The sequence below is a fragment of the Rossellomorea aquimaris genome (genome assembly GCF_001877785.1).
GTDB lineage: Bacteria > Bacillota > Bacilli > Bacillales > Bacillaceae_B > Rossellomorea > Rossellomorea aquimaris_A.
Window position 1 is genome coordinate 182,892 of the sequence record NZ_MINN01000128.1, and the last position, 25,020, is coordinate 207,911.

The following is a 25,020-nucleotide window of genomic DNA, read 5'->3' on the forward strand; positions in this document are numbered from 1 at the left end:
TTGGGCATGAGATGAGAAAGCCGCTCGAACGCTCGTTTTATTCAAAAACCAGTCAAAAATCATTTTTTATTATCCTGTTTTTGATTTTTACGTCTTGGATCGGGACCGAACAGTTTTTACATTTTGATATGGCCTTAATGGGGTATTTTATTTCTTCCTTAATATTTGCCATCGGATTGACGATACGGATGTCTTCCTGGCTCATCCGGCCGGCGACCCATCAGGTTATCAAACGGAGTCTTTCTAATTTGAAGACCAGTTCAAGGAAAAAACGTAATTTAATTTCAATCGGTAAAACCGCATTTGAGAATATCTTTTTACAGAAATTCATTTTTAAAAGAGGGATCTATCGTGGTGTACAGCATTTCCTTATTGCCTGGGGGTGCATAGGATCCTTTGCGATTACATTCGGTCTGACGTTCGGCTGGATGCACTTCGAACTTGTCGATCCCGAAACCTATACCATCGTTGTGATGGGAGTAGAGACGATTTCGATGGCCGCTCATGGATTATTCGCAGAAATGGTGTATAACGGCTTGAACATCACCGCCACGATGGTGCTGATCGGTGTAACCATGGCGCTTGCAAGAAGGATTGCGAGTCAGGACGTGAAAGTGACACAGCGTGCGGAATTTGATTTATTTCCTTTATATTTACTGCTTGCGGTAACGGGGACAGGACTTTTACTTACCGTTTCATATGCACTGTTAGATGGGTGGATGCACCATTACATGACACTGATCCATCAGGTCACCGTGGTCGTCTTACTCGTTTACTTCCCATTCGGCAAACTATTCCACCTGCCGATCCGCCCGCTGACAACAGCAGTACCGTTGAATTATCAGGAACAAATAAAAGTGGATACGAGACCATGTCTCAGATGCGGCACCACCTATAGCAACGATGATCAAATCACTGATGTGAAAGATATTCTGGCTGTTCAAAACTTTGATCTCCAACTTGAAGACGGAAGTTATCTTTCTGACTACTGCCTGCCGTGCCGCCGGAGGATCAGGGTGATGAAACAATTGAATGCAAAGCCCCATCTAAAGAGCAGGGATCCGATCTCAACGCTGAATGGGATTCAAATGGGCGGATTCAGTAAGAAGAGAACAGACGATTATTATCAATTCCCTGAAGAGGTTCAAAAAGAAATCGATCAGTACAAGGAAAAAGGAGGCAGTGAAAAATGAGTCAGTATATCGCGAAAGAAGGAGTAAAGAACCTTCACAAACCAGGCGAAGAGCTCATTACGACGCACTGCTGCTATTGCGGCATGCAATGCGGGATGCATATACGTGTAAATAAGAAGTCGGGTCAGGTGGTTGGAGTTGAACCCCGCTATGATTGGCCTGTCACAAAAGGAAAAATGTGCCCGAAAGGTGTAACTGCCTATCAGACAATCGAACATGAAGAGCGTATCCTGACGCCGCTGATTAAGAAAAGCGGAGAATTCGTAAAGGCAAGCTGGAACGAAGCACTCGACTTGATTGAAAAGAACTACAAACGTCTGCAAGCTGAAAGCGGGAAGGATGCCTTGTCTGTATTCGGTGGCGTATCGATGACAAACGAAAAATGTTATTTGGTCGGTAAATATGCACGAGTAGGTCTGGGCACAAGATTCATTGATTATAACGGCCGATTCTGTATGAGTTCCGCTGCAGGAGGATTCCTGAAAACGCTGGGAACTGACAGGGGATCGACGCTGCCATGGCCGGAACTTGAACATACCGATTGTTTCTTTATCGCTGGTTCCAATACCGCGGAATGCCATCCTACGAGCATTCAATGGATATGGAAAGCGAAAGACAAAGGGGCGAAACTGATAGTGGCTGATCCGAGGGAAACGCCGACAGCCCGCGTGGCAGATGTCCATTTGGATTTAAAGCCCGGCACAGATTCAGCCCTTGCGAACGGCATGCTCCACCTTCTAATAAAAAACAATTACGTCGATCATGAATACGTTAAAAAAAGATGCAATAACTTTGAAGAACTAAAGAAAGCAGTCGAGAAATTTACACCGGAGCATACGGCCGGCATTACTGGCGTGTCGGTTCAAAAAATCTTGAAAGCTGCACATATTTTCGGATTATCTCCTCGATCAGTCGTTATGTTTGCCAGAGGGGTGGAACAGCAGTCAAAAGGGGTGGATAATGTTTCCCTCTATACATCAATGGCACTTCTCAGAGGGCAAATTGGAAAATTCGCCTCTGGTGTTGCCACTTTCACAGGGCAAGGAAACGGCCAGGGAGGAAGGGAGCACGGTCAAAAAGCCGATCTTCTGCCGGGATACCGCAAACTGACAGATCCCGAAGCCGTGAAATATATATCCAAGGTATGGGGAATCGAACCCGGGGAAATGCCGAAACCTGGTGTATCAGCTTATGAAATGTTTGATGAAATTCAAAAAGGCACCATTCGCGCTATGCATGTCGTTTGCAGTAACCCTGCCGTTTCCGCCCCGAATCTTGAACACATCTGGAACGGCTTTAGAAAACTTGATTTCCTTGTGGTGAGTGACTTCTTCCTATCCGAAACCGCACAGTTTGCGGATGTCGTCCTGCCTGCTGCAACATGGGCGGAAGATGAAGGGACGACCACGAACCTTGAAGGCCGTGTCATCAGGATCCGTAAAGTGCGGGAGCCTTTAGGGGAATCAAAACCGGACTGGGAAATCCTCAGCCTCATTGCCAAACGAATGGGCAAAGGGAAGTATTTCAATTACAAAAATGCCGGAGAAATCTTTGAAGAATTCCGCTTGGCATCAAAAGGCGGAAAAGCCGATTACTACGGTATCACCTGGGACCGGATCGATAAAGAAAGCGGAGTCTTCTGGCCTTGTCCTTCTGAAGATCATCCCGGAACTCCGACAATGTTTACAGAGAAGTTTGGAACGCCTGATGGGAAGGCGAATCTGCCAAGTGTTGCGTGGAAAGAAGCCGGAGAAATCCCTACTAAGGAATACCCATTATTTTTAACAACCGGCCGTGTCGTGTTCCACTATTTGTCCGGGGCTCAAACGAGAAGGGTCAAATTCCTGATGGAGCAATGTCCTGAACCATATGCAGAAATGCATCCGGCACTTGCAAGTAAATACGGTTTAGAAGATGGGGATTTGGTGAAATTGATCACACCCCGCTCACATATGATTGTAAAGACCAAATTAACCAAGGCGACGCGAAGGGATACAGTATTTGTCCCATATCACTGGGGGAAGGAATTAGCCGTCAATCAGCTGACGAATCCATGTTTAGATCCCATTTCAAGAATGCCTGAATTTAAAGTGTGTGCCTTGAAGCTTGAGAAACAACATTAAGAAAGGAGTCGGGATGAATGAATAAAATCATGTATCTGGAATTTGAAAGGTGCATTGGCTGCCGTGCCTGCCAAGCGGCCTGCCGCGAGTGCGGTGATCATGATGCAAAAGAAAGAAACTATGTGGAATATGTTGATTTCATGGAAAGCCGCCAGACGTATCCAATGCTCTGTATGCAATGTAAAGATCCCGCTTGTGCGCGCGTTTGTCCGGCAAATGCCATCCAAATAACAGAAGAAGGGGTCGTCCTTTCTGCAATGGAAGAAAAATGTATCGGCTGCCGTAATTGTACTTTTGGATGTCCATTCGGAATACCGAAGTTTGATTTTGAAGAAAACAAAATGTACAAATGCGATATGTGCTACGATCGCTCAAAACATGATATTGCCCCAATGTGTGCGTCTGTCTGTCCGAGTGACGCGATTCGCTTTATCGATTTTGATGAAATGCAGCAACTTCGCAGAAAACGATCCCAAATGAACCTCGTAGAAGGGAAGAAACCACAGGAAGGAAACAAGTGGGATTACGTTCCGGAATTCTTTGGAGTATATACAGATTAAGTCAAGATAAGGCGAAAGGAGACGTCACCTATGCCTCAAGATCATAATAACAAACGCAACAGTAAAGATACCAAGGATGACATGATTCATCTAATCGATAACCTGAACCGTGATGATGACCTGAAATACAATCGTCGGGCTTTCCTGAAGTCTGCAGTGGGGGCATCGATTACGCTGGGATTAGCGACTCTTCCGTTTTCAGCTATTGCCCTGAATAGAGAAGAAGACGATACGAACCGGAAGATGATTACACGATTAAAAGATCTGCCAAAAGACAGTTCAATGAATTTTAACTATCCGACTGATGATGAGCCTGCAATCCTGGTTCATACCAAAGAAGGAAAACTGAAAGCATACAATAATAAATGCACCCATCTTCAGTGCCCGGTGTTTTATGAAAAAGAAGAATCCGTCCTGCTCTGTCCTTGTCACCGGGGGTTTTTCAGTGTAGATAACGGCCAGCCTTTAGCGGGGCCGCCTCAGCGTGAACTGCCTCTGATCGAACTGGAAGTGAAAGATGGAGCGGTGTATGCAGTCGGAAGGAAAGTCCGCCATGGGGAGTAAGAAATATTGGATCATCATATTTCTGACATTAGCCGTAAACGTAGTGATGCTTCAGTGGACAATCGAGTCGTTCTACGGCGAAGAGTATGAGCACGTATGGCTGTATACAGCGATCGGGACTACTTCTTCACTGATCTGTTTCCTCACGTATTGGCAGTGGAGAAAACAAATGTACCGGAAGTAAGCTCTGAAAAGAATAAATGTTGATGTACATTCAAAGTGAAAAAAAAGTGGATGGCAAAATAAAAAGAGCATTCCGAAAGTAAATCTCTCGGGATGCTCTTTTGTTAGTGGATCACCATTCATTTGTAGCCTCTACCTTCAAATTGTCGCCTTTATATGTTCTTTCACCAAACAGAGTAATGACGGTGCATTCCTTTATGTTTGAAAATACGTCAGCACTATAGTTCACAAACATTCCGGCAGCAAGCTCTTTGCCTGCTTCATCCAGCACTCTTACTTTTTTGCCTTCCAGGGTACGGAACTTCGCTTCCTGAAGAAAGGAGACCCATTGATCCCAGTTGGTCAAAATATAAGCTCCGGTTCCTTCCGATAAGTAACCCAATAAACTTTCGGAATCATCACACTGTGCGTCGAGTTCTTTAATGAGTTCAACAAGCAGATGATGAACGGCCTTGTATTCTTCCAGATTCAATTGTGGAGAGAAGCTGATTTCTACTGTTCGATCGATGAAATCGGCCTCTGCCTCTACTTGTATTTTACTATTTTTGTAGATATAGTTTTCCCCGCGTTTTTTAAAACCTTGCTTCATTAATGCCTCTTCAATCGAGTGATTTGCAAAAATCGAATGCAGTTTGACTGATAACATGATGAATTTCCCCTCCTGTGAACTTTGTCACTTACTATCGTATCGTTACCATTTATTATAGTAGATAAAGAAGGGAAGCACTGTGACATTTATTACGCCAGAAGGCTTTTTTTAAAAGGGGAGTATGCAATGAATGACCGTTATTCAAGACAGGAGTTGTTTCCGGCCATTGGTGAAAATGGTCAGGAGCAATTATCCAGGAAACATGTGCTTGTTATAGGTGCAGGCGCGTTGGGATCAGCGAGCTCTGAAGCGTTGGTTAGAAGCGGGATTGGAAAACTGACGATTGTGGACCATGACTATGTCGAGTGGAGCAATTTGCAGAGGCAGCAGCTATATACAGAAAAAGATGTAACAGCACAGATGCCTAAGGCCGTTGCTGCCCAGAACAGACTAACTGAAATAAATAGCTCAGTCACAATTAACGGCCGCGTAATGGAGGCAACCGCAGAATCCCTGCTCCCGTACCTCCACGATGTGGATTTAATTATAGATGCAACTGATAACTTTGATACACGAATGATGATCAACGATCTTTCGCAGAAATATAACATCCCCTGGATTTTTGGATCATGTGTGGGAAGTACAGGGATGAGTTATACGGTCATCCCCGGAAAAACCGCGTGTATGAACTGTTTACTGGACCGCCTGCCGATGGGGGGCGCAACATGCGATGCGGCCGGTATCATCGCCCCGGCTGTCGGAATGGTGGCCGCTCATCAACTGACCGAAGCGCTCAAGCTCCTGGTGAATGATTTAGAAGCCCTGAGGGGGAGTTTGATTACATTTGACTTGTGGAATAACCAGCAATACAGCATGAAAACGGAAAAAGCAAAGAAGTCTGACTGTCCTTCCTGCGGTGAACATCCCGCCTATCCGTATTTACAATATGAAAATCAAACAAAGTCGATGGTATTGTGCGGAAGAAATACAGTGCTGATCCGGTCGCCTCAAGAGCGGAACCTCGGTGAACTTCAGAATGCGGTACACTCTTTGGGGGAGACGAAAATCAACCCTTACTTGCTATCTCTTCAATATGAAGGATACCGGTTTGTATTTTTCAAAGAGGGAAGAACCTTGGTTCATGGCACAAACTCAATGGAAGAAGCGAAGAAATTGTATTATAAGATTATCGGATAAGAACGGAGGATTTACTGGCATGGCAGAGAAACGAACGCCCATTAAAGTAACGGATGCTGTACAACGGGTGATGAAGCGGTCACCGGCAGGAGAAGTGGAAAGGGTGAAAATCGAGCAGGTTTATGGACGATTTCTAGGGGAGGATTTAACGGCAAGTCACGACGTCCCTCACTTTGACAAGTCTCCTTATGATGGTTTTGCGTTAAAGGCAATCGATACGAAGACAGCTTCAAGAGAAACGCCGGTCACACTGGAAGTCATCGCAGAAATAGGAGCTGGAAGTGTACATAAAGGAGTCGTACAGCGGGGAGAAGCGGTTCGAATCATGACTGGGGCCCAAATACCTGCTGGGTGTGATAGCGTGGTTATGCTCGAGCTTGCGGAATCTTTCAGCTTGGAGAGAAGAAACTTCGTCAGGATCAACCGCGTTTACAATGAAGGAGATAACATTTCACGCAGAGGCGAAGATACTCAAAAGGGAACGGTGCTTGCTGAAAAAGGATCGTATATCAACCCCGGGATTGCAGCTCTCCTTGCCACATTCGGATACAAGGAAGTACCTGTCAGCGTGAAACCGAAAGTCGGTGTGCTGGCAACCGGGAGTGAGCTATTGGAAGTCGGGGATGATTTAGAACCTGGCAAAATTCGAAACAGTAACACCTATATGATTCTTTCCCAAATTGAAAGGGCAGGAGGAAAAGCTGTTTATTTCGGTCAATTCGCTGATGACTTCGAGGTCTGCTACCAGCAGGTCGTGTCCGCCCTTCAACAGGTGGATATGCTGATTACGACAGGGGGCGTGTCAGTCGGTGATTATGATTATTTGCCTGAAATTTATGAGAAGATGGAAGCGGGCATACTCTTTAATAAAATCGGCATGCGGCCTGGCAGTGTCACGACTGTCGCGGAAAAAGAAGGGAAGCTTTTGTTTGGGTTATCGGGAAACCCTTCAGCTTGTTATGTTGGATTTGAGCTTCTCACAAGACCTGTCATCAGAACGTTCCTTCATAGTCCGGCTCCATTTCTTCAATCTGTGACAGGCATCCTGGGCAGAGATTTCAAAAAGCCTAATCCATTTACCCGTTTCGTCCGGGGAAGTATGAGATTTGAAAATGGCAGGATTATGGCATTCCCATCCGGCCTTGATAAATCAAGCGCTGTCGCTTCACTCGCTGACACGAATGCACTGATTGTCTTACCTGGGGGAACAAGGGGATATGAAGAAGGAATGACTGTACAGATCCTCCTCGTGGAAAGTCAAGAAGGCCTATCAAGGATGTCAATCGATAAAGAGTGAAATAGATTCCGTAGGAGGAGTGAAAATGATGGATTTATTTGAGGTGAAATCAGAACCGATTTCTATAGAAGAAGTCACAAGAAAAGTCGAACGCAGAGAAGCCGGTGCCATCACAACATTCATCGGAACAGTAAGAGAGTGGACCAAAGACAAACGAACTCTCTACCTGGAATACCAGGCTTATGAACCGATGGCAGCCAAGATGCTTGCGCAAATAGGAAAAGAAGCAGAAGAAAAGTGGCCGGGAACGAAAATGGCGATTTCTCACCGGATCGGCAGATTGGAAATTTCCGATATTGCGGTGATCATCGCTGTCTCCTCGCCTCATCGTAAAGCTGCCTATGAAGCGAATGAGTATGCCATCGAACGAATTAAAGATATCGTTCCAATATGGAAAAAAGAACATTGGGATTCCGGGGAAGAATGGATCGGAAACCAAAAGGAAACCGTACCGTATCCATCAGGACGGCCTCATCTTTAAGAAGGGAGTGAATGCAATGATCAAGATTCTACTATTTGCTGGATTACGTGAAGAAACAGGGAAGAGTGAAATAGAGATAGAAGCTGACAATCTATCTATTTCAGGTCTTAAACAACAGCTGCTGGAAACATATAACTCACTCAGTATCAACGGAGCAATGATCGCCGTTAACGAGGAGTATGCAACAGAAGACACAATGGTTAAAAGCGGCGATGTCGTGGCGTTTATTCCTCCGGTAAGCGGAGGGTGAAAAGAAGAGGCTGGGACAAAGGTGTATAGTCTAAGTAAAAACCCGAACTAATTTGCCTTTTAGGATAATTAGTTCGGGTATTAATTTATTCAAATTGATATTTAGTTTTAACTCTCTCTAGCGGTTGATTGGAGTGCAAGACGAAGACTCCTGCCAGGGATAAAATTGTCCAGCTGCAGGGCTTAGAGGCACATGTCATAAGCCAAACCGGCCAAGAAGGCAAAGAACGCCTTCGTGGCCAATTCGTCTTATGCCACACGCCTCTGACCAAAGCCCTTCCGCATTTCTGATGGAAAGCGAAGTCTTGCACGGAAATCATTAGCGGTAATATGAGCCTATACTGATATTTTTCTTCTTTAGGTTGTGGGTATTAGGTTTGCCCAGTCTATTCTTTTCTTGATCGATACAACTGCCAAGACTATTGAGACAACTCTCTGACAGCCTCTAATAATCTTTCTTTTTCATCCTCGGACAATAGGTTTTGTGCCATTGGAAACAATACCTGTTCTTCCTTCATAAAGTGCGAAGTGAGTACATGGTATGCTTCAATGATCAGCTTGCATGTTTCGTGCACGAATTCCCGATTGCCGCTCATTACTTCCGTTTCCTTGAGGAAAGCTGAGATTAATTCCTTCGCTTGGTCATGTTCCATTTCCATCACGACAATCGGACCGTGGCTGCGGCCAATATATGAAGCCATTAATTCAAACAAGTGTCCTTCTTCCTTTTGGGAATGAGGTTCGAGTGCTGTCATAAAGGCTTCTACTTTACTGCGGAGGCCTGTCAGTTTTTCCATGCGTTTTTCGGGTGAACTTTCTTTCATGATGCCGCCGGCTTCCTCAAATAAATCCAACTTTTGTTCATTTAACTGTATATGTTCATTTCTTAAAATCTGTAAGGCTTCACATAGTTCTTCTGGCTGATGATCCGTAGACATGTGTTGGCATCCAAGCATTTGTTTTCTCCTCCTTCAAGTGGTTAAAGCTTACTTTAAGCTTACAAAATAAGGAGGGGGAAGGATGTGATGCGCCTCACTTTTTTTAAGAACATTCCGTGAAAAATCGAAAGGCTTTCCCGTGATGTTTTTCACAATTGAAAACGAATCGTCATGATACAATAAAGGAAAATCGTAAAAGGGGAATCGGCATGAAGTCCGCAGCAGAGAAAAAGATAAATGTCATGATCATTACGGTAAGTGATACCCGTACCGAGGAAACAGATAAGAGCGGGGACTGTATGATACAATTGCTGGAACAATCTAGTCATCATATTGTTCAACGGGAAATCGTGAAAGATGAGGAACTGTTGATCGGGGAAGCGATAAAGCGGGGATTGGCAAACGATGAAGTGCAGGCCATTTTATTGAACGGGGGAACCGGTATTTCAAAGAGAGATGTGACGATCGAAGTGGTTCGCTCATTTCTGCAGAAGGAATTACCGGGGTTTGGAGAAATCTTCAGGGCTCTCAGCTATTTTGAAGATATCGGATCCCCGGCCATTCTTTCCCGGGCCATCGCAGGAGTGGTGGATGAGAAAGCAATCTTTTCCGTCCCAGGTTCCACCGGTGCTGTAAAGCTTGCAATGGAAAAGCTGATCCTCCCTGAAATGGGCCATATTCTTACTGAGTTACATAAACATAAATCATGAAGAAGAGAATCTTGCAATCTCTCTCTTTAATCATCCTGTTTGCCGGTGCGGCAGGATGCCAGTCAGACGAGAAAGAAGAGGCGGTTATAACGATTGGTGCGGCAGCGAGTCTGAAAAGCAGTCTGCTGGAATTGCAGCAGCAGTTTGAAAGAGAGCATGAAGAAGTCAAATTATCGTTTCATTTCGGTTCCACCGGTGCGATTCGAAAGCAAGTAGAACAAGGTGCCCCCATCGATGTCTTCCTGGCTGCTTCTAAGGACGATTATGAATCTCTTTATAGGCAAGGACTGGTTAATAAAGGCGATAGATTAGTAGGAAATAGAGTAGTGGCTGTCACGAACAAACCTGAAGAGATTCAGTCACTTAAGGATGTCTGGAAGTCGGATCAAAAAGTAGTCATCGGAAATCCTGCCACAGTACCTGTCGGAAGATATGCGAAAGAACTACTGGTAAAGAGAGGGCAATGGGAGGAAGCAGAATCGCGTCTTATTTATGGAAAGGATGCGAGACACGTGCTTATGCTTATGGATCAAGGGGCGGCTTCGGTAGGATTAATCTATAACAGTGATGTTGAATTTCAACAGGATTTGCATATTATTGATTTTTTTGAGGAGTATCCCCAAGAAGAGACAGGCTACTACGGGGCAGGGGTGAAACGAAGTAAGCATCAAGATGCTTCAAATGAATTTCTCGACTTTTTAGAGAGCAAGGAAGCGAAGGAGATATTTAAGAAAGAAGGATTTATCAATATCGGAGAATAAGAGGAGCAGGTGTTTTAAGTGAACGGTGATTTTTTCTTTCCCATCCAATTGTCCATACTGGTTGCTTGCATAGCGGCAGCTGTTTCATTAATACTTGCTGTTTTGGCAGCCTATCGAACTGTCATGACAGGCGGCAGGGGCAGCAGTGTGTTGGAAACTGTTTATCTTTTGCCTCTTGTTCTTCCTCCTTCTGTACTTGGTTTTTTGTTGCTATTTGTATTCGGGATGAATAGCCCGGTAGGACAGACGGTCGAACTGCTTTTCGGACAAACCATCCTTTTTTCTAAGGCGGCAGCAGTCATAGCGGCCGTGATTGTGTCGTTTCCGCTTATGTATCAGTCTGTAAAAACGGGATTTGCAGAGGTGAATCGGGACATTGTCGGGGCTTCAAAAGTAGATGGTGCGTCCAATTGGAAAGCATTTTATCACGTCGTTCTGCCGCTGGCCAAGCAATCGATCGTCATGGGGGTCATTCTAGGCTTTACAAGAGCATTGGGGGAGTTCGGGGCGACTTTGATGTTTGCAGGGAATATTCCCGGGAAAACGCAGACGATTTCGACGGCCATTTACGTAGCCATCGAATCAGGGGAAAGTCATTTAGCCTGGAAGTATGCGGGAGTAAGCATCGGTTTGTCTTTTCTATTATTGTTTTTAATGAAATGGCTGGATGGACGTAAGGAGAGATAGGTCGAAAAACCCCAAAGGAGTTTGGAACAGCCTGTGGGGTTCTTCAACATATCAGGACTCTCTTAAAAAGTCCCCGCTTTTGCCGCCGGATTTCTCGTGAAGATAGGTTTCTCCGATAACCATTCCTTTATCGACAGCTTTACACATATCGTAGATCGTCAAGGCGGTAACGGATGCAGCCGTTAATGCCTCCATTTCAACACCAGTACTGCCTTTCGTTTTTACTTCGGTAGTGATCACCAGCTCGTAGTGGGTTTTTTTTTCTTTCCAGTCAAAGGAGATATCCACACCGCTGATCGGAATGGGGTGGCACATCGGAATGATGGAGGAAGTCTGTTTAGCTCCCATAATACCAGCAACCTGTGCGACTGATAGTACATCTCCTTTTTTAAAATCATCGTTTACGATTTTGTCGTAAATCTCTTTTGTTACTGTAATGCTCGATCGTGCTTTTGCATAACGGCTGCTTTCATTTTTAGCGGTGATGTCCACCATTTTGGCGCGGCCCTGCCCATTGAAATGTGTAAATTCACTCATGTTTGACACCTCTTAGATTTTATATTGAGTTGATCCTATGTATTCGTTATCGTACCATAAATGGTTTAGAAAGGAGCTGACGCGGATGAAAGTGATTCAAGTCGTCGGATTTAAAAACAGCGGAAAGACTACTGTTTCTTCGAACGTGATTACCTATGCGGCCAGCAAAGGAATAAAGACGGGATCGGTAAAGCATCATAGCCACGGTGCACCGGATGTTGTACCTGGGACGGACAGTGACCGTCATCTAAAAGCCGGAGCCACTCTTGCCGGAGTGGAAGGAGGCGGTATTTTTAACGTATCTCTCCAGCTGGAAGACTATGATTTCGATGATATCCTTCGAATCTATGAATTAATAAAGGTAGAAGTGCTGGTGGTTGAAGGATACAAAGAAAAAAATTATCCCAAAATCGTTTGTATAGGAAATCAAAAAGACTTTTCCCTTCTTGACTCTCTGGAAAACGTTCAAGCGGTCTTTTTACATTCACATCTTTCCTTGCCGCCGGACTATCATCTTCCCGCCTTCACTGCTGAAAGACTGGATGCCTTCGAACAATGGATCGACTCGTTCATCAACCTTTGATCATGTAAAGAGAAGCTGTTCCCCTTTGAGAGGAAACAGCTTCAATGAAGCTAGTTGATATTTCTTTTACTTTCAGAAATATCACTGAACTGAGCGACATAATATTTTACATTGCCGGCATCATTACAAACCTCTGAAATAGTCAGCCACTCTAAATAGACTTCACCATTTTTTCGTTTATTCCAGATTTCACCTTGCCAATATCCCTGAGCTTTTAATTCATCCCACAGGGCTGAATAAAAATGCTGATCATGCCGTCCGGATTGAAGAATGCTTGGTCTTTGTCCGACGGCTTCTTCTTTTTCATAGCCGGTTACTTTAGTGAAAGCCTGGTTTACCCGTTCAATGACACCCTCTTCGTTTGTGACCATCATTCCCTGGGCTGTGTTTTCAAGTACTTTATTTTCCAGCTTTAATTTTTCACGGAACGTCATCCATAATACGATGACAAAACTGAGAAGGGCGAATTCGGATAAAGCCATGAATCCGATGGCATAGTGACCGGTTAAACTAAAGACGGTTGTTAACACTAGTGGAGGGAAGAAGCCTCCGAGTCCTCCCATAGCAGCTACAAGACCATTTACGATACCAGCCTGTTTCGTGAAATAGAGCGGAACCAGTTTGAAGATCGTACCGTTCCCGATCCCCGCGCAGGCCGCGACTGTCAATACACCCGAGGTATATAACTCAATCGTTGGGGAGAAAGATAATAATACTCCTGAAAATGTTAATCCTCCGAAGACAAACAACAATATGAAATAGGGATTGAATTTATCAGACAGCCATCCGCCGATCGGGCGCATAAATGTTGATAAAGCGATGAAACCTGCCGTACGTAATCCAGCGTCAACCGGTGTTAAATTAAATTCATTCACCAAGAAGTTTGGCAAATAAATGGTGAACGCGACAAAAGATCCAAAAGTGATGAAGTAAAATAGACATAATGCCCATAACGTTGAATTCCGGTATACTTCTTTTACCTGTTTAACGATGGAAACATTCACTTTCTTTTCTTTGCGGTCTCCAAACACAAAGTTTAATATGGCAAAGGCAAGCAGTAAGACAAGATAGAAGCGGACCGTTGTCACCCATCCAAATGAGCCGGCGAGGACAGGGGCGGCAAATGCGGTTACCGCAGTACCGATATTACCTGCGCCATATATTCCGTTAATGAAGCCGTGCTTGCTTGAAGGATAATATTTAGGTAGAGAGGTTACACCGATTGAAAAAGTCGCTCCCCCTATCCCAACCAAGAGACCTCCAATGACTAAATCCGCCAGTGAGTCAGCTTGACTGATATAGAATACAGGGAATAATAACGCGATAAAGCTTATCGTGAAGATTAATCTGGCACCGAAACGATTTGTGTAATATCCAATCGGGATACGAAGCACACTTCCCAAAATGACCGGGATCGCTGTCACTAAGGCAACTTCTCCGTTCGTTAAATCAATATCCTGACGAATATTCGGCATAAGTGAAGAAATGAGCACCCATACCATAAACCCGGCGATGAGACTTGATGTTTGAAGAGGCAGCTGGATTTTTGTACTCTTCATTGGATAATTCTCCTTTCAATCCTAAAAAAATGAAAATCTATATCCATATCCTAACAACGGTATAACTATAAGGTTGTGAAGTTCATCACACGAATCAAAGAAACTTCACTGGAGAAATTACTCAGCTCATTAAATTCACAATTTCTTCATAAGAGTTTTTCAAATTTTTATGAAAAGATCGTAATATATTTCTTTGCAGCAATGGATGCTGGTCCGATAAATTGATGATTAATGGAAGTGGGACTTCCATATATATTGTGGTTTCTCTCACCTCAAGACTAATTGAACCCTCATGCTTATGATAATGAAGAAAGACACTGGGCATAAACATATCATTTGTTGTTAATGAGCCCATTTTATATTGAGAATCCTGGGATTCTGTAATATGAACGTGAAGGGAACCGGATAATATGATGATCATCGTGTTTTCCTTCTGTAAGCGGATAATGTCACCCTTTTCTTTTTTTATGATGCTTGAAGCTTCCACGATCCTTTTCAATTGACTATTTCCAATGTCTTGAAACAAGCTGAGACTTTTCATGTAAAGCAGATAATCCTGCTTATGCATTCTTTCTCCTCCTCTAATAAATGCATTTTCATCATTATAAAAGAATCCCTGAAAAATAACTGTGACACTTTTCACAGTTATTGGAATATAAAAAGGCGGCCCCAACTTTACGTTGAGACCGCCTCGTATTCTCTTAATCTATATTGCAAATGTCAATCGGACAGTTTTCACAACCGATTTCTTCCCTAAGATATTCTAAATCCATGATGATGATCTTGCCATCAGATGTATAATCAATGATATTCTTTTTCTTTAATTCACTCAGCATGCGGTTCACACTTTCTCTCGTCGCTGCACAAAATTTGGCCAATTCCTGATTGGTGAGATGAATATCGAGAAGAATTCCTTTTTCATTTTTAATCCCATAAGAGTTTGATATACGGATAATGGTGGAATAAAGGGCGCCTTTTTTTCCGTTCATGACTAAATCCCGGATTTTTGATTGGTTTTTTCTAAGGTGAGATGAAATCCACTTCATAAATTCGAAGGTTAGGGGGGCATCGTTTATTAGATTTTTTTCTAACGTATCTCTTTGAATTACGTGTACTTCTCCTTCTTCTAATGCATATGCACTTAACATGTAAGTGGCATCATCCGAGAAAAGCGTCAATTCTCCAATAAAGTCGTCCTTTTTACATATTCGCATGTTCAATTCCTTGCCTTCAAGACTCAACTTGCTAATTTGAAAAATACCGGACTTAATCAGGTATAATTCAGATGCTTCTTCCCCTTCTTGAAATAAGAAAGTGCCTTTTTTTATTTTTCGTGGAGTTCCGATTGACTGCAATAAAGAAGCCAAATCCTCAGAAACAGTGGAAAGGTCGCTTTTTCTTTTTTTATTCAATTCCATTAAGATATCACCACTCCTAGATTTGAGTACCAATAACATTTACTAGATAACATGTATTCTGCATGTAACTTTTATCACTATTGCATTTAAAGTAACATGTTATGCTTACGTTTACAACTATATTCTGGAAAGGAAGATTTATACTTTATGGGCCGAAAGAACGTAATGGGTGTGATTCTCGCAGGAGGCAAGTCAAGGAGATTTGGTTCTAATAAAGGATTTGCCCTACTTAACGGAATTCCTTTTTATGAATGGTCAATAAGAGCGATGAAGAAAGCTGTAGAGAACTGTGTTCTGGTCACAAGCAGGGAACTGGAGAGTGAGTATAAAGCTATAGCCGGTATGCCTGTCATTGTGGATGATTCCTCATTCAAAGAAAGTGGGCCGCTTGGAGGAGTGTATACCGCTATGACAGAAATGGCTCCGGTTGAATGGTATGTTGTACTGCCGATTGATGTTCCGTATATCAATTCCACCATAATTCAGCAGATCATTGAGGCTGATGGAACGGGATTCAAAGCGATCATTCCCATCATTGAGGGGAAAAAACAGTTTTTGATTGCAGCGTATCATTATTCTATCAAAGATGTGATTTATGAGCAGTTGCGTACAGGGAACTACAGTATGCAATCTTTTGTTGAGAAGATAGACGTTCTTTATATCGAGGAAAAAGAGATGGGTGAAAATGCAAGCGTATCCTTTAGAAATGTGAATACAGTCCAGGACTTGGAAATCTTTAAATATGAAGACTGTGACAAACATCATAATGAACATTGATCTTTCATGATAAGATAAACACAAATTGGTACAAAAAGTAAGGAGTGCGAGAAAATGAAGAATGTTCTCGATACCCGAAGACGACCGTTGCGTGACTTAAGGATTTCAGTAACGGATCGTTGTAATTTCAGATGCAGTTACTGCATGCCTAAAGAGATTTTCGGGGCTGATTATCCCTTTATGAAACAAGATGAAATTCTTTCCTTTGAGGAAATTGTCCGCTTGGCGGAATTATTTGCGGAATATGGCGTGGAGAAGATTCGTTTAACCGGCGGAGAACCATTACTGAGAAGAGATCTTCCGGTGTTGGTTAAACGTCTTTCGGCGATTGATGGGATTAAATACGTCACGTTAACAACAAATGGGGTTTTCCTGGCAAAATATGCGAAAGCGCTGAAAGAAGCCGGTTTATGCCGGGTGAATGTCAGTCTTGATTCTCTTGATGATGAAGTATTCAAAAAAATAAATAATATGAATACGAGTGTCTCAGCTGTATTGAAGGGAATCTTCTCAGCAATAGATACGGGGCTTGAAGTCAAGGTGAACATGGTTGTCAAGAAAGGGTTGAATGATCAGGAAGTATTGTCGATGGTTCGTTTCTTCAAGGAAGAAAACATTACACTGCGTTTTATTGAATATATGGATGTTGGCTGTACGAATGGCTGGAATTTCAAAGACGTCGTCTCAAAAAAACAGCTGTTTGATATGATTCAGGAGCAATATCAGCTCGAACCTGTTAAGCAGGACTTCTTTGGAGAAGTGGCTAAGAGATATCGCCACAAAGGAACCGATACAGAGATAGGGTTTATCTCTTCGGTCACGGAAACTTTCTGCGGTTCATGTACGAGGGCGCGCTTATCAACAGATGGAAAGCTCTATACCTGTCTGTTTGCATCAGAAGGATTCGACTTAAGAGACATGCTCCGTTCAGGTGCGTCTGATGGGGAACTTGCCGCGGCGATCCAGTCTATTTGGGAAAAGCGGGATGACCGTTATTCTGAAGTCCGCACGGAAGAAAGCCGGAAGAATCGTAAAATCGAGATGTCTTATATTGGTGGATAGCTGCTAAATTGCAATAAATGCTGAACCTATTTGGTATTGGGTCCAGCTTTTTTTTATGGACTTTAACTCAAATAGTACATACTCCAAAATTGGGCTTCCCGCATAAGGTAAATACAGATTGAAAAGGAGGGGTACACAATGCTGCCTTATCATTATCCTGTAAATCAGTTTAATGGCCGGAATGGAATGTTTCCAAACGGTCATCCGGACCTGTACGGCTGCAATCAGTATGACTGGCAGGTGCATACGCATTCTTATTATCCTTATCAAATTGAACCTTACCAACAGAGAACGTTTTACCAGAACGATCCGGTTTATTATCTCCCCCAGTATCAGCCTGTCCCATATCCGTACGATTACGGATATGAGTACGAGGGCGAAAACTATGATGAGTTCCGGGCAAGCTGGAAGCAATGGGAAGACCTCGGTGCGCCTCCGAGGGGAATGAAAGGGTCCCCAGCGGTTGCTTCATGGCAGTCAAACAGGATCGATACCTTTGTCCGCGGGGAAAACGACCGGATGTGGCACAAATGGTGGAACGGCTCGCGCTGGAGCAACTGGGAAGATCTCGGTGCCCCTAGAAGGGGATTGAAAAGTTCACCTGCGGCCGTATCATGGGGACCGAATCGGATCGATACCTTCGTAAGGGGCGACCGGGACACCTTATGGCATAAATGGTGGAACGGTTCGCGCTGGAGTGAATGGGAAGACCTTGGCGGACCTCCTCGTGGATTCAAAGGCGATCCGACAGTTTCTTCATGGTCCGCAAACCGGCTGGACGTATTCGTAGAGGGAGACGACAGCAATATGTGGCATAAATGGTGGGACGGCTCGCGCTGGAGCGGATGGGAAAACCTCGGTGCACCACGCGGCGGACTCAGGGATTCGCCAGGAGCGGTATCATGGGGGCCGAACCGCATCGATTGTTTTGTGAGAGGAAATAACGACCGGATGTGGCATAAATGGTGGGATGGCTCAAGATGGAGTAATTGGGAGGATCTCGGCTCGCCGCGCGGCGGTTTCGAGGGGGCCCCGGCAGCGTCATCCTGGGCATCGAACCGCATTGATACATTTGTCCGCGGAGATAACAACACGATGTGGCATAAATGGTGGAATGGTTCCAGATGGAGCAATTGGGAAGACCTCGGAGCACCGAGGGGAGGAGTGCGTTCCTCACCAGGAGCTGTCTCGTGGGGGCAAAGACGCATCGACACCTTCGTCAGGGGAAGAAACGAACATATGTGGCACAAGTGGTATTCGTGATAATGCACTGAACGGCATTCAAGAAGGGACCACCTAACATTATAAGGGGCGGTTCCTTCTTTTATTGCGTGGAAAATGGACAGCCTTCAACGACTAACCATCACCCCAAACACATATACATAGCAAAGATATCCACAACAGAGAAAGCGGGTGGCTTAGATATGAAAGGAGAAATCAAAGAAACAGCCGCCAAGATGGCGGAAGAGCTCCGTGAAAGACAAAATCCTGACGGGACCTGGTCATTCTGTTTTGAAAACAGCCCCATGACGGATGCCTATATGATCATCCTGCTCAGATCATTATATTTCAAAGAAGATGCGCTAGTATCGCAGCTTGTAAAACGGCTATTGAACATGCAGACAAAAGAGGGAACATGGAAGGTGTTCGGGGATGAAGCGGAAGGGAATTTATCGGCGACGATCGATGCATATTTCGCTTTGCGGTTCAGCGGGCTGCTCCATGAAAAAGATCCTCGTCTGGTAAAAGCGGAACGGTTCATTAAACAAATGGGCGGCCTGGAAAAGGCTCATACACTGACAAAGCTGATGCTTGCCGTTCACGGACAATATGAATGGCGGCATCTAATGCCTGTTCCGATTGAAATGCTCCTCATTCCCCGGACGTTCCCAATCAGTTTCTGGGATTTCAGCTCTTATGCAAGGGCCCATATCGTTCCGTTTCTGCTGGTAAGGGATGCCCGCTATCATTTGCAGAGTGCCCGGACCCCGAATATCAGACATCTGTTCCTTCAAGGGCGATCCGACAGCGTGCATGATGTTGATGAAGACCGTTTTTTCCTTTTTGAAAAACTGAAGGAGGGCATAAAGAAGCTTGCAGGTTTCCCTGAGTTACTCCGGTCTGAAGCAAGGCAAATCGCAAAGGATTATATGCTCAAACGAATCGAACAGGATGGGACGTACTTGAGTTATTTCAGCACGACCTTTTTTATGATATTTGCGTTGAAATCGATTGGTTACCGGAGTGATTCGGCCATCATAAAAAATGCATTGGGCGGAATGAAGCAGATGATCTGCCCGACCGATAACGGTCCCCATGTCCAAAATTCCCCATCCCGTGTATGGGACACTGCTCTCATCAGCTATGCGCTGCAGGAATCCGGTCTATCCTTTGAAGATGAAGCAATCGGGAAATCCGTCGACTACCTGTTAAAGCATCAGCACTATACGTTCGGGGATTGGGCCATCGATATACCGGACGTATCGCCGGGCGGATGGGGATTTTCTGATAGCAATTCGATTCATCCGGATGTTGATGATGCGACTGCCGCCCTCCGCGCCATCACGTATTCAGCAGGGGCCAAACCGGAGATTCGGCACGCTTGGGAGAGGGGCGTCGACTGGGTAATTGGAATGCAGAACCGAGACGGCGGATGGCCTGCTTTTGAGAAGAATAAGACCAAAGGGATTCTCGCTTCATTCCCGCTTGACGGGGCAGAAGCCGCGGCGATCGACCCATCTACAGCAGACCTGACAGGAAGGACCCTTGAATTCCTCGGGAGCAGGGGCGGATTGACAAAGGATCATCCCGCTGTGAAAAGAGGGATTACATGGTTGACATTGATCCAGGAAGAAAATGGTTCCTGGGCAGGCAGGTGGGGAATTCATTTCATTTATGGGACATGGGCCGCTGTCACCGGGATGAGGGCTGTCGGGGTGCCTTCTTCGAACAAAAGGATCGGGAAGGCTGAAAAGTGGCTTGGAAAAATCCAAAGAAGCGACGGCGGCTGGGGAGAATCATGCTACAGCGATCAAAGGGGGAAGTATGTCCCTCTCTCATTCAGTACCGTTTCTCAGACGTCTTGGGCACTCGATGCACTCATCAGTATATCAGAACAACCTACCCCTGCCATTGAAAAGGGGATGGGGAGACTCCTGGAACTCCTCAACAGCGAAGGATCTTCCCCGGCACACACCTATCCGACTGGAGCGGGCTTAAAGGGTATATTCTACGTTCACTATCACAGTTACCAGTGGATCTGGCCTCTCCTTACATTGAGCCATTATCTTAATAAGTATGGATGAAAGGATACCACTTTCCCTCAGCAGTCAAAATACTGCATTGTGCTAAACTCCCGTCCCTCGTCTCAGCACTGCGTCAAAGAGTTAGAATATTCTTTACTTATCGGGCATATCATTTTAAACTGTGAGTGGGAAGTAATTTTTTCCAAATAATAAAAGGAGGAGATCAAAGATGATGATTATTTTTAACGGAGCAGAGGATAGCGGAAAAAAGCGTGAGGTTCGACACATTAAAACGTAGCACAGGAGGACATTATGAAGTCAACGCTTAAGAAAGTAAGAATCGTAGAATACCATGAAGGTCTTGCGAAGGGAATTGCAAAGATGTGGAACGAAAGCCGCGAAAACTGGGGCGGTGATTCCACTGTAACAACGGAGCAGGATGTGATTGAAAAGGAAGCCAACTCTTCCAATCTGCACTTGTATCTGGCCATGGTGGGGGACGAGGTGGTCGGGTATTGCGGATTGTCTCAATACCGTGAAGACGAAGGGGCGCTTTACATTCCCCTCTTGAATGTCCATCCTGACTATCATGGATTGAAGATCGGAAAGCAGCTCGTGCTGAAGGCCCTCGAAAAAACGATCGAGATGAAGTGGCCCCGGCTTGATTTATTTACGTGGCCCGGGAACACGAAGGCTGTCCCGCTGTACAAGAAATGCGGTTTCTTCTGGGAAGACCGTGATGACACGACCCACTTGATGAATTTCATTCCTTCGGTACTGCAGATCGACTGGCTGAAGCCGTTCTTTGATAAACATGACTGGTATTCTGCGAGTCAGCGCATCATCGAGGTGAAGCCTGACGGGATCAAGGATAAAGACCATACTTATTATGAGTACAAATGGGAAGCGGGAGATGAGTTTGTCCGTGTCCAATTTGAACGGACGGGACGCACGATCCGCCTGATTGAAACGCAGGATCTCCTGGTGGAAATGAAGCTTCCGGATTTCAAGCTATTGGAGGAGAAAGAACATAGGGTTTCCTACCATGTCGTCAATAAAACGGGTACACCTGTTGATGTATCCTTATGGGGGATGTCCACGGAAATCGTGAATCATAGTTTCATAGGAAAAGAAACGGTGGAAGGCGAATGGACGGGAGAGTACCCGGCGGTTCTGTCTCTTCCAGACCGGGAGCCGAGTCCGTGGAAAACACATCCGGTGGTGTCTGCAAATATCGAGGTTGACGGAAAATTATTCCAGTTAAAAATGGGGGTGTACCCGAAACAGGCAGGCAAACTTCATTTACGGACGTTGTATAGACATTGGCGCCCGAACCGGAAAGCCGTTCTTCATCTGGATATTGAAAGTCAGCTTGAGGACGATGCCGATTGGACAATCAAACTTCCGCACAGCCAAGTTGTGAGATGGTCACAGCCGCAAATCAAAGCTGAAATAAAAGGGAAAAGCAGGGTTTCGGTGCCGCTTCATGCGGAACTGCTTAAGAACGGTTTCTATTCGGAAGAAGTCAAAGTCGAAGTCGTAAAAAAAGACGGGGAATCCTTTGAATTCAATTCAAGGCTGGCTCTCGAATTCCCCGGTCTTGGAGCCCGGTTCGGCGGAGAATCCGAAAATCACTGGAAGGCATTTAACGGTCCTTACTTTGTAGAAATCGAAAAGAGGAATCATTTCATCAAGATCGGTTCCGTCCTTTCAAAACAGAATCCGCTGACCTTGTTCACTCCAAGGCTCGGTAAACCGTTCAGCGAAGAATTTTCAAAAAAAGAAGCTTCTTCAGTTGAGTATATTGAAACCCCTGAGGCATTTGTTGTAAAGACGACCCTGGAATCAGAGGCATTTCCATCTGTTGTCCTGAATACTTATTTAAATTTGTACGGCTCCGGGATTGTGGATATCAAGCATGAAGTCGTGAACAAGTCGGAAGAAACGAAAGAACAGCTCTATCTCATTCAGCCCCTGCCAATCGAGTTCAAGGGGATGGCGCTGCCTCAAAAGGAAGGCGTGGTTATCGGCGACGAAGCCATAATGCCGTTCATGGATTATATCCGTGACAATGAAATCTCGGAACGCTGGCTGTTCACCTCTGGGGCGAATGGGGAAACGAAAGGACTTGCCTGGCCGGATGGGGCACTTGGCAGAAAGAATGACTGGCATTTTGCGATCGAGTATAAGATAGATCCTGTCCTGTCTCAGGGAGAAGTATGTCTCGGTCCGATTCAAGTCGGGATCAATTCAGCACCTTCCTGGAGGGATTGGAGGTCATTCGTACTCGGTGATGATGTGAAACGCCTCGAAGAATGGCCGCTTTATACTTTTGAATCATGTGATGGAAACCTCGTTTCTGCTGAGGATGATCACGCAGTCTACTCATTCCGGTCCATGCTCACGCCTTATCTCGATGGGACGCTGGAGCTTGAGAATGAAGAAGGAAGCATTGATAAAACCGTAACGAAAAAGGATGAAGCAACAGATGTGAATGTGGAGCTGCATCACAGAGAAGCGGGGCTCAAGCGTATAAAAGGCAAATTCCAATCTCAGGGCCAGCGGGCTGCATTTGAAACCATTGCGCTGGTAACAGGAGAGAAGGAAATGGAAATAGTCGAGAAAGCTGACGGCTGGACGGTCGATAATGGAGTACTTTCCTTCAAAGCCGCGGAAGGCTATTATCCTGGAATCTATTCATTGATGTATAAGAATAAAGAATTCCTTCATCATCAATACCCTGAACCGGGACCGAAAGCCTGGTGGAATCCTTGGGGAGGAGGGATTCGCTATACATTTATGAATGTAAGCCCGTATTCGATGCTGAAGGAGCCGACAAGCGTGAATCCTGTCATGAAACGGGATTCTAACGGAAATTCATGGAGAGGGCTCGAAGTGACCACTGTCTTAAAAGAGCATGAGACGATGAAGGGGATCACGCTCCGTCAATATGCCCTGACACTTCCCGAAGTTCCGGTACTTGCCTTCTATTGTGAAATCGAACAGGAATCCGGCCGTACCTTTAAAGGGGAGTCAGTGGATCTCGAGGCGTTTTTCAAGCCGGGTGAAACATTGACCTCGAGTTTTGTGAAGCTGCCGTCCGACGGCAAATTCGATACGTATTATGCAGGTATCGAGGAATTTGTGATCGGGGACAGTCCATTCATTCACGCCGGTTCTGATGAACGGAAAGAGCAGGCGATGCTCATCCACCCTGATTCGGTAAAAATGACCGAAGTCTATATAAATCAGGAAGTTCTGGTAGCGGCCTCTTCTGAGGAGTGGACAGCTGCATCCGGTGAATCCGTTAAAGTCAAACCGACCGTCATGGTTATTGGTGAAGAAGATCTGTCCGGATCTTATAAACAATTGAGGAAAATAACGTTCAACTAACGGAGAATGCCCGAACCGGACATCCGGGGAGGGCATTCTTTTTTAATCATGTTTGAGATAAGGGACACGGACTGCATTCAGGCGGGCTGTGGTAAATGGAGGATGTACGAAAATGTCATATAGTCACTACGGAAAATTATGCACCGAAGTCTATGATCTTACGAAGGATGTCGGACAATCATTCGGCGGCGATATCGAGTTTTATCAGGGGAAATTGAAAGGATGCAAAGGGAGGATCCTCGAGGCAATGGTCGGCTCAGGAAGGGTCATCATCCCGCTCGTGGAAAGCGGCATAGTGGCAGATGGAGTGGATGATTCGTCTGAAATGCTTGCATCTTGCAAAAAACGGTTGGCCGAAAGGGGTCTCAACGCGGAGCTTTACGAATCAAGCCTGCAGAATCTTGATCTCCCTCATCAGTACGAAGCCATCATCATTCCTGGAGGTTCCTTCTTACTGATTGATGACCGGAATGAATCGATGGAAGTGTTAAAGAAGCTGTATGCCCATTTAGAACCGGGTGGAAGACTCATCATGGATGTTTTCCTGCCTGACGCAACTTTTGATATCGGGAAGGTGCACACCTCTGTTTTCCAGCTTCCAGGCGGGGACACGATAACGATGGAAAGCAAGCTCGTCGAAGTGGATTTCTTTCATCAGCTTAAAGTGACCCACTTGAAATATGAAAAATGGAGAAACGGGAGCCTAATAGATACAGAACTCCAGCGCTTTGCCTTGCGATGGTATGGAGTAGAGGAGCTCAGGCTGATTTTGAAGGAAATTGGTTTTTCTCATGTGGAAATATGCGCGGATTTCGAGGAAGGCAAGGAGCCGGCAAGTGGGAATCAGAAAATCATTTATATTGCAGAAAAATAAAGGGAATTATTATATCCCAAATGAAAGCCTGCTCCTATAT

General features: G+C 45.0%; 25 protein-coding genes. 19 read left to right on the forward strand and 6 right to left on the reverse strand.

Annotated features, from left to right (window positions below; genetic code table 11):
• The first annotated feature begins 11 nt into the window (after nucleotides 1-11).
• From BHE18_RS19375 to BHE18_RS19395, 5 genes are read left to right on the forward strand one after another with little or no spacing between them, the layout of a single operon-like run.
• Entirely contained in the window at nucleotides 12-1,193 is a 1,182-nt protein-coding gene (locus tag BHE18_RS19375) for an MFS transporter (RefSeq protein WP_071620142.1), read from the forward strand.
• Complete coding sequence (gene fdhF, locus BHE18_RS19380) at nucleotides 1,190-3,316, forward strand: formate dehydrogenase subunit alpha (protein WP_071620143.1); 2,127 nt, start codon at nucleotides 1,190-1,192, stop codon at nucleotides 3,314-3,316. Before BHE18_RS19375 ends, fdhF begins: the two co-directional genes overlap by 4 nt.
• 17 nt (nucleotides 3,317-3,333) lie before the next feature.
• Nucleotides 3,334-3,876, forward strand: coding sequence for a 4Fe-4S dicluster domain-containing protein (locus tag BHE18_RS19385; RefSeq protein ID WP_071620144.1), 543 nt, complete (start codon nucleotides 3,334-3,336; stop codon nucleotides 3,874-3,876).
• A 30-nt stretch (nucleotides 3,877-3,906) separates the two neighbouring features.
• Nucleotides 3,907-4,440, forward strand: coding sequence for a ubiquinol-cytochrome c reductase iron-sulfur subunit (locus tag BHE18_RS19390; protein WP_071620145.1), 534 nt, complete (start codon nucleotides 3,907-3,909; stop codon nucleotides 4,438-4,440).
• The gene (locus BHE18_RS19395; RefSeq protein WP_071620146.1) at nucleotides 4,430-4,624 is read left to right on the forward strand and encodes a hypothetical protein; all 195 of its coding nucleotides are present in this window, start codon (nucleotides 4,430-4,432) and stop codon (nucleotides 4,622-4,624) included. The genes BHE18_RS19390 and BHE18_RS19395 overlap by 11 nt, the downstream gene beginning before the upstream one ends.
• 111 nt (nucleotides 4,625-4,735) lie before the next feature.
• Here the strand turns inward: BHE18_RS19395 and BHE18_RS19400 are convergent, their stop codons facing one another.
• The gene (locus tag BHE18_RS19400; RefSeq protein ID WP_071620147.1) at nucleotides 4,736-5,269 is read right to left on the reverse strand and encodes a hypothetical protein; all 534 of its coding nucleotides are present in this window, start codon (nucleotides 5,267-5,269) and stop codon (nucleotides 4,736-4,738) included.
• A 129-nt stretch (nucleotides 5,270-5,398) separates the two neighbouring features.
• Here BHE18_RS19400 and BHE18_RS19405 point away from each other — a divergent pair, with 129 nt between their 5' ends.
• From BHE18_RS19405 to moaD, 4 genes are read left to right on the forward strand one after another with little or no spacing between them, the layout of a single operon-like run.
• Nucleotides 5,399-6,409, forward strand: a complete 1,011-nt coding sequence (locus BHE18_RS19405; protein ID WP_071620148.1) for a MoeB/ThiF family adenylyltransferase — start codon at nucleotides 5,399-5,401, stop codon at nucleotides 6,407-6,409.
• A 19-nt stretch (nucleotides 6,410-6,428) separates the two neighbouring features.
• Nucleotides 6,429-7,706: a molybdopterin molybdotransferase MoeA gene (locus BHE18_RS19410; protein WP_071620149.1), complete on the forward strand. Its 1,278-nt coding sequence runs from the start codon at nucleotides 6,429-6,431 to the stop codon at nucleotides 7,704-7,706.
• 28 nt (nucleotides 7,707-7,734) lie between these two features.
• Nucleotides 7,735-8,187: a molybdenum cofactor biosynthesis protein MoaE gene (locus BHE18_RS19415; protein ID WP_141771944.1), complete on the forward strand. Its 453-nt coding sequence runs from the start codon at nucleotides 7,735-7,737 to the stop codon at nucleotides 8,185-8,187.
• Nucleotides 8,188-8,203: 16 nt separating this feature from the next.
• Nucleotides 8,204-8,437 (forward strand): molybdopterin converting factor subunit 1, encoded by a 234-nt coding sequence (gene moaD, locus BHE18_RS19420; RefSeq protein WP_071620151.1) that lies wholly within the window; start codon nucleotides 8,204-8,206, stop codon nucleotides 8,435-8,437.
• Nucleotides 8,438-8,855: 418 nt separating this feature from the next.
• Here moaD and BHE18_RS19425 read toward each other — a convergent pair whose 3' ends face one another.
• Entirely contained in the window at nucleotides 8,856-9,374 is a 519-nt protein-coding gene (locus tag BHE18_RS19425) for a hemerythrin domain-containing protein (protein ID WP_235860385.1), read from the reverse strand.
• 209 nt (nucleotides 9,375-9,583) lie between these two features.
• Between BHE18_RS19425 and BHE18_RS19430 the strand changes: the two genes are divergently transcribed.
• The 3 genes from BHE18_RS19430 to modB are packed head-to-tail and all read left to right on the forward strand — an operon-like array spanning nucleotide 9,584 to nucleotide 11,532.
• On the forward strand, nucleotides 9,584-10,084 hold the full coding sequence (locus tag BHE18_RS19430) for a MogA/MoaB family molybdenum cofactor biosynthesis protein (RefSeq protein WP_071620153.1): 501 nt from the start codon (nucleotides 9,584-9,586) through the stop codon (nucleotides 10,082-10,084).
• An 11-nt stretch (nucleotides 10,085-10,095) separates the two neighbouring features.
• A complete protein-coding gene (modA, locus tag BHE18_RS19435) occupies nucleotides 10,096-10,845 on the forward strand; it encodes a molybdate ABC transporter substrate-binding protein (RefSeq protein WP_071620154.1) in 750 nt (249 codons plus the stop codon).
• Between the two features lie 18 nt (nucleotides 10,846-10,863).
• Nucleotides 10,864-11,532: a molybdate ABC transporter permease subunit gene (gene modB / locus BHE18_RS19440; RefSeq protein WP_071620155.1), complete on the forward strand. Its 669-nt coding sequence runs from the start codon at nucleotides 10,864-10,866 to the stop codon at nucleotides 11,530-11,532.
• A gap of 51 nt (nucleotides 11,533-11,583) precedes the next feature.
• Here modB and moaC read toward each other — a convergent pair whose 3' ends face one another.
• A complete protein-coding gene (moaC, locus tag BHE18_RS19445) occupies nucleotides 11,584-12,069 on the reverse strand; it encodes a cyclic pyranopterin monophosphate synthase MoaC (protein ID WP_071620156.1) in 486 nt (161 codons plus the stop codon).
• 85 nt (nucleotides 12,070-12,154) lie between these two features.
• On the opposite strand from moaC, the gene mobB reads away from it, so the two are divergent.
• Entirely contained in the window at nucleotides 12,155-12,652 is a 498-nt protein-coding gene (gene mobB / locus BHE18_RS19450) for a molybdopterin-guanine dinucleotide biosynthesis protein B (RefSeq protein ID WP_071620157.1), read from the forward strand.
• A gap of 50 nt (nucleotides 12,653-12,702) precedes the next feature.
• Here the strand turns inward: mobB and BHE18_RS19455 are convergent, their stop codons facing one another.
• The 3 genes from BHE18_RS19455 to BHE18_RS19465 form a co-directional block, all read right to left on the reverse strand.
• Nucleotides 12,703-14,211: a nitrate/nitrite transporter gene (locus BHE18_RS19455; RefSeq protein ID WP_071620158.1), complete on the reverse strand. Its 1,509-nt coding sequence runs from the start codon at nucleotides 14,209-14,211 to the stop codon at nucleotides 12,703-12,705.
• A 121-nt stretch (nucleotides 14,212-14,332) separates the two neighbouring features.
• The gene (locus tag BHE18_RS19460) at nucleotides 14,333-14,779 is read right to left on the reverse strand and encodes a hypothetical protein (protein ID WP_071620159.1); all 447 of its coding nucleotides are present in this window, start codon (nucleotides 14,777-14,779) and stop codon (nucleotides 14,333-14,335) included.
• A 133-nt stretch (nucleotides 14,780-14,912) separates the two neighbouring features.
• The gene (locus tag BHE18_RS19465; protein ID WP_071620160.1) at nucleotides 14,913-15,629 is read right to left on the reverse strand and encodes a Crp/Fnr family transcriptional regulator; all 717 of its coding nucleotides are present in this window, start codon (nucleotides 15,627-15,629) and stop codon (nucleotides 14,913-14,915) included.
• A 147-nt stretch (nucleotides 15,630-15,776) separates the two neighbouring features.
• Here BHE18_RS19465 and mobA point away from each other — a divergent pair, with 147 nt between their 5' ends.
• From mobA to BHE18_RS19495, 6 genes are all read left to right on the forward strand, one after another.
• Nucleotides 15,777-16,406: a molybdenum cofactor guanylyltransferase gene (gene mobA / locus BHE18_RS19470; RefSeq protein WP_071620161.1), complete on the forward strand. Its 630-nt coding sequence runs from the start codon at nucleotides 15,777-15,779 to the stop codon at nucleotides 16,404-16,406.
• Between the two features lie 54 nt (nucleotides 16,407-16,460).
• On the forward strand, nucleotides 16,461-17,468 hold the full coding sequence (moaA, locus tag BHE18_RS19475) for a GTP 3',8-cyclase MoaA (RefSeq protein WP_071620162.1): 1,008 nt from the start codon (nucleotides 16,461-16,463) through the stop codon (nucleotides 17,466-17,468).
• 138 nt (nucleotides 17,469-17,606) lie between these two features.
• Nucleotides 17,607-18,731, forward strand: coding sequence for a carbohydrate-binding protein (locus tag BHE18_RS19480; RefSeq protein ID WP_216095310.1), 1,125 nt, complete (start codon nucleotides 17,607-17,609; stop codon nucleotides 18,729-18,731).
• 161 nt (nucleotides 18,732-18,892) lie between these two features.
• Nucleotides 18,893-20,773 (forward strand): squalene--hopene cyclase, encoded by a 1,881-nt coding sequence (gene shc, locus BHE18_RS19485; protein ID WP_071620163.1) that lies wholly within the window; start codon nucleotides 18,893-18,895, stop codon nucleotides 20,771-20,773.
• Nucleotides 20,774-21,025: 252 nt separating this feature from the next.
• Nucleotides 21,026-24,106, forward strand: coding sequence for a GNAT family N-acetyltransferase (locus tag BHE18_RS19490; protein ID WP_071620164.1), 3,081 nt, complete (start codon nucleotides 21,026-21,028; stop codon nucleotides 24,104-24,106).
• Nucleotides 24,107-24,218: 112 nt separating this feature from the next.
• Nucleotides 24,219-24,980: a class I SAM-dependent methyltransferase gene (locus tag BHE18_RS19495; RefSeq protein ID WP_071620165.1), complete on the forward strand. Its 762-nt coding sequence runs from the start codon at nucleotides 24,219-24,221 to the stop codon at nucleotides 24,978-24,980.
• The last annotated feature ends 40 nt before the right edge of the window (nucleotides 24,981-25,020 follow it).

What these genes read in the sequence shown, in the direction of transcription:
- BHE18_RS19375 (WP_071620142.1), top strand. Translation starts at nt 12, where the DNA reads ATGAGAAAGCCGCTCGAACGCTCGTTTTATTCAAAAACCAGTCAAAAA.
- fdhF (WP_071620143.1), top strand. Translation starts at nt 1,190, where the DNA reads ATGAGTCAGTATATCGCGAAAGAAGGAGTAAAGAACCTTCACAAACCA.
- BHE18_RS19385 (WP_071620144.1), top strand. Translation starts at nt 3,334, where the DNA reads ATGAATAAAATCATGTATCTGGAATTTGAAAGGTGCATTGGCTGCCGT.
- BHE18_RS19390 (WP_071620145.1), top strand. Translation starts at nt 3,907, where the DNA reads ATGCCTCAAGATCATAATAACAAACGCAACAGTAAAGATACCAAGGAT.
- BHE18_RS19395 (WP_071620146.1), top strand. Translation starts at nt 4,430, where the DNA reads ATGGGGAGTAAGAAATATTGGATCATCATATTTCTGACATTAGCCGTA.
- BHE18_RS19400 (WP_071620147.1), bottom strand. Translation starts at nt 5,269, where the DNA reads ATGTTATCAGTCAAACTGCATTCGATTTTTGCAAATCACTCGATTGAA.
- BHE18_RS19405 (WP_071620148.1), top strand. Translation starts at nt 5,399, where the DNA reads ATGAATGACCGTTATTCAAGACAGGAGTTGTTTCCGGCCATTGGTGAA.
- BHE18_RS19410 (WP_071620149.1), top strand. Translation starts at nt 6,429, where the DNA reads ATGGCAGAGAAACGAACGCCCATTAAAGTAACGGATGCTGTACAACGG.
- BHE18_RS19415 (WP_141771944.1), top strand. Translation starts at nt 7,735, where the DNA reads ATGGATTTATTTGAGGTGAAATCAGAACCGATTTCTATAGAAGAAGTC.
- moaD (WP_071620151.1), top strand. Translation starts at nt 8,204, where the DNA reads ATGATCAAGATTCTACTATTTGCTGGATTACGTGAAGAAACAGGGAAG.
- BHE18_RS19425 (WP_235860385.1), bottom strand. Translation starts at nt 9,374, where the DNA reads ATGTCTACGGATCATCAGCCAGAAGAACTATGTGAAGCCTTACAGATT.
- BHE18_RS19430 (WP_071620153.1), top strand. Translation starts at nt 9,584, where the DNA reads ATGAAGTCCGCAGCAGAGAAAAAGATAAATGTCATGATCATTACGGTA.
- moaC (WP_071620156.1), bottom strand. Translation starts at nt 12,069, where the DNA reads ATGAGTGAATTTACACATTTCAATGGGCAGGGCCGCGCCAAAATGGTG.
- mobB (WP_071620157.1), top strand. Translation starts at nt 12,155, where the DNA reads ATGAAAGTGATTCAAGTCGTCGGATTTAAAAACAGCGGAAAGACTACT.
- BHE18_RS19455 (WP_071620158.1), bottom strand. Translation starts at nt 14,211, where the DNA reads ATGAAGAGTACAAAAATCCAGCTGCCTCTTCAAACATCAAGTCTCATC.
- BHE18_RS19460 (WP_071620159.1), bottom strand. Translation starts at nt 14,779, where the DNA reads ATGCATAAGCAGGATTATCTGCTTTACATGAAAAGTCTCAGCTTGTTT.
- BHE18_RS19465 (WP_071620160.1), bottom strand. Translation starts at nt 15,629, where the DNA reads ATGGAATTGAATAAAAAAAGAAAAAGCGACCTTTCCACTGTTTCTGAG.
- mobA (WP_071620161.1), top strand. Translation starts at nt 15,777, where the DNA reads ATGGGCCGAAAGAACGTAATGGGTGTGATTCTCGCAGGAGGCAAGTCA.
- moaA (WP_071620162.1), top strand. Translation starts at nt 16,461, where the DNA reads ATGAAGAATGTTCTCGATACCCGAAGACGACCGTTGCGTGACTTAAGG.
- BHE18_RS19480 (WP_216095310.1), top strand. Translation starts at nt 17,607, where the DNA reads ATGCTGCCTTATCATTATCCTGTAAATCAGTTTAATGGCCGGAATGGA.
- shc (WP_071620163.1), top strand. Translation starts at nt 18,893, where the DNA reads ATGAAAGGAGAAATCAAAGAAACAGCCGCCAAGATGGCGGAAGAGCTC.
- BHE18_RS19490 (WP_071620164.1), top strand. Translation starts at nt 21,026, where the DNA reads ATGAAGTCAACGCTTAAGAAAGTAAGAATCGTAGAATACCATGAAGGT.
- BHE18_RS19495 (WP_071620165.1), top strand. Translation starts at nt 24,219, where the DNA reads ATGTCATATAGTCACTACGGAAAATTATGCACCGAAGTCTATGATCTT.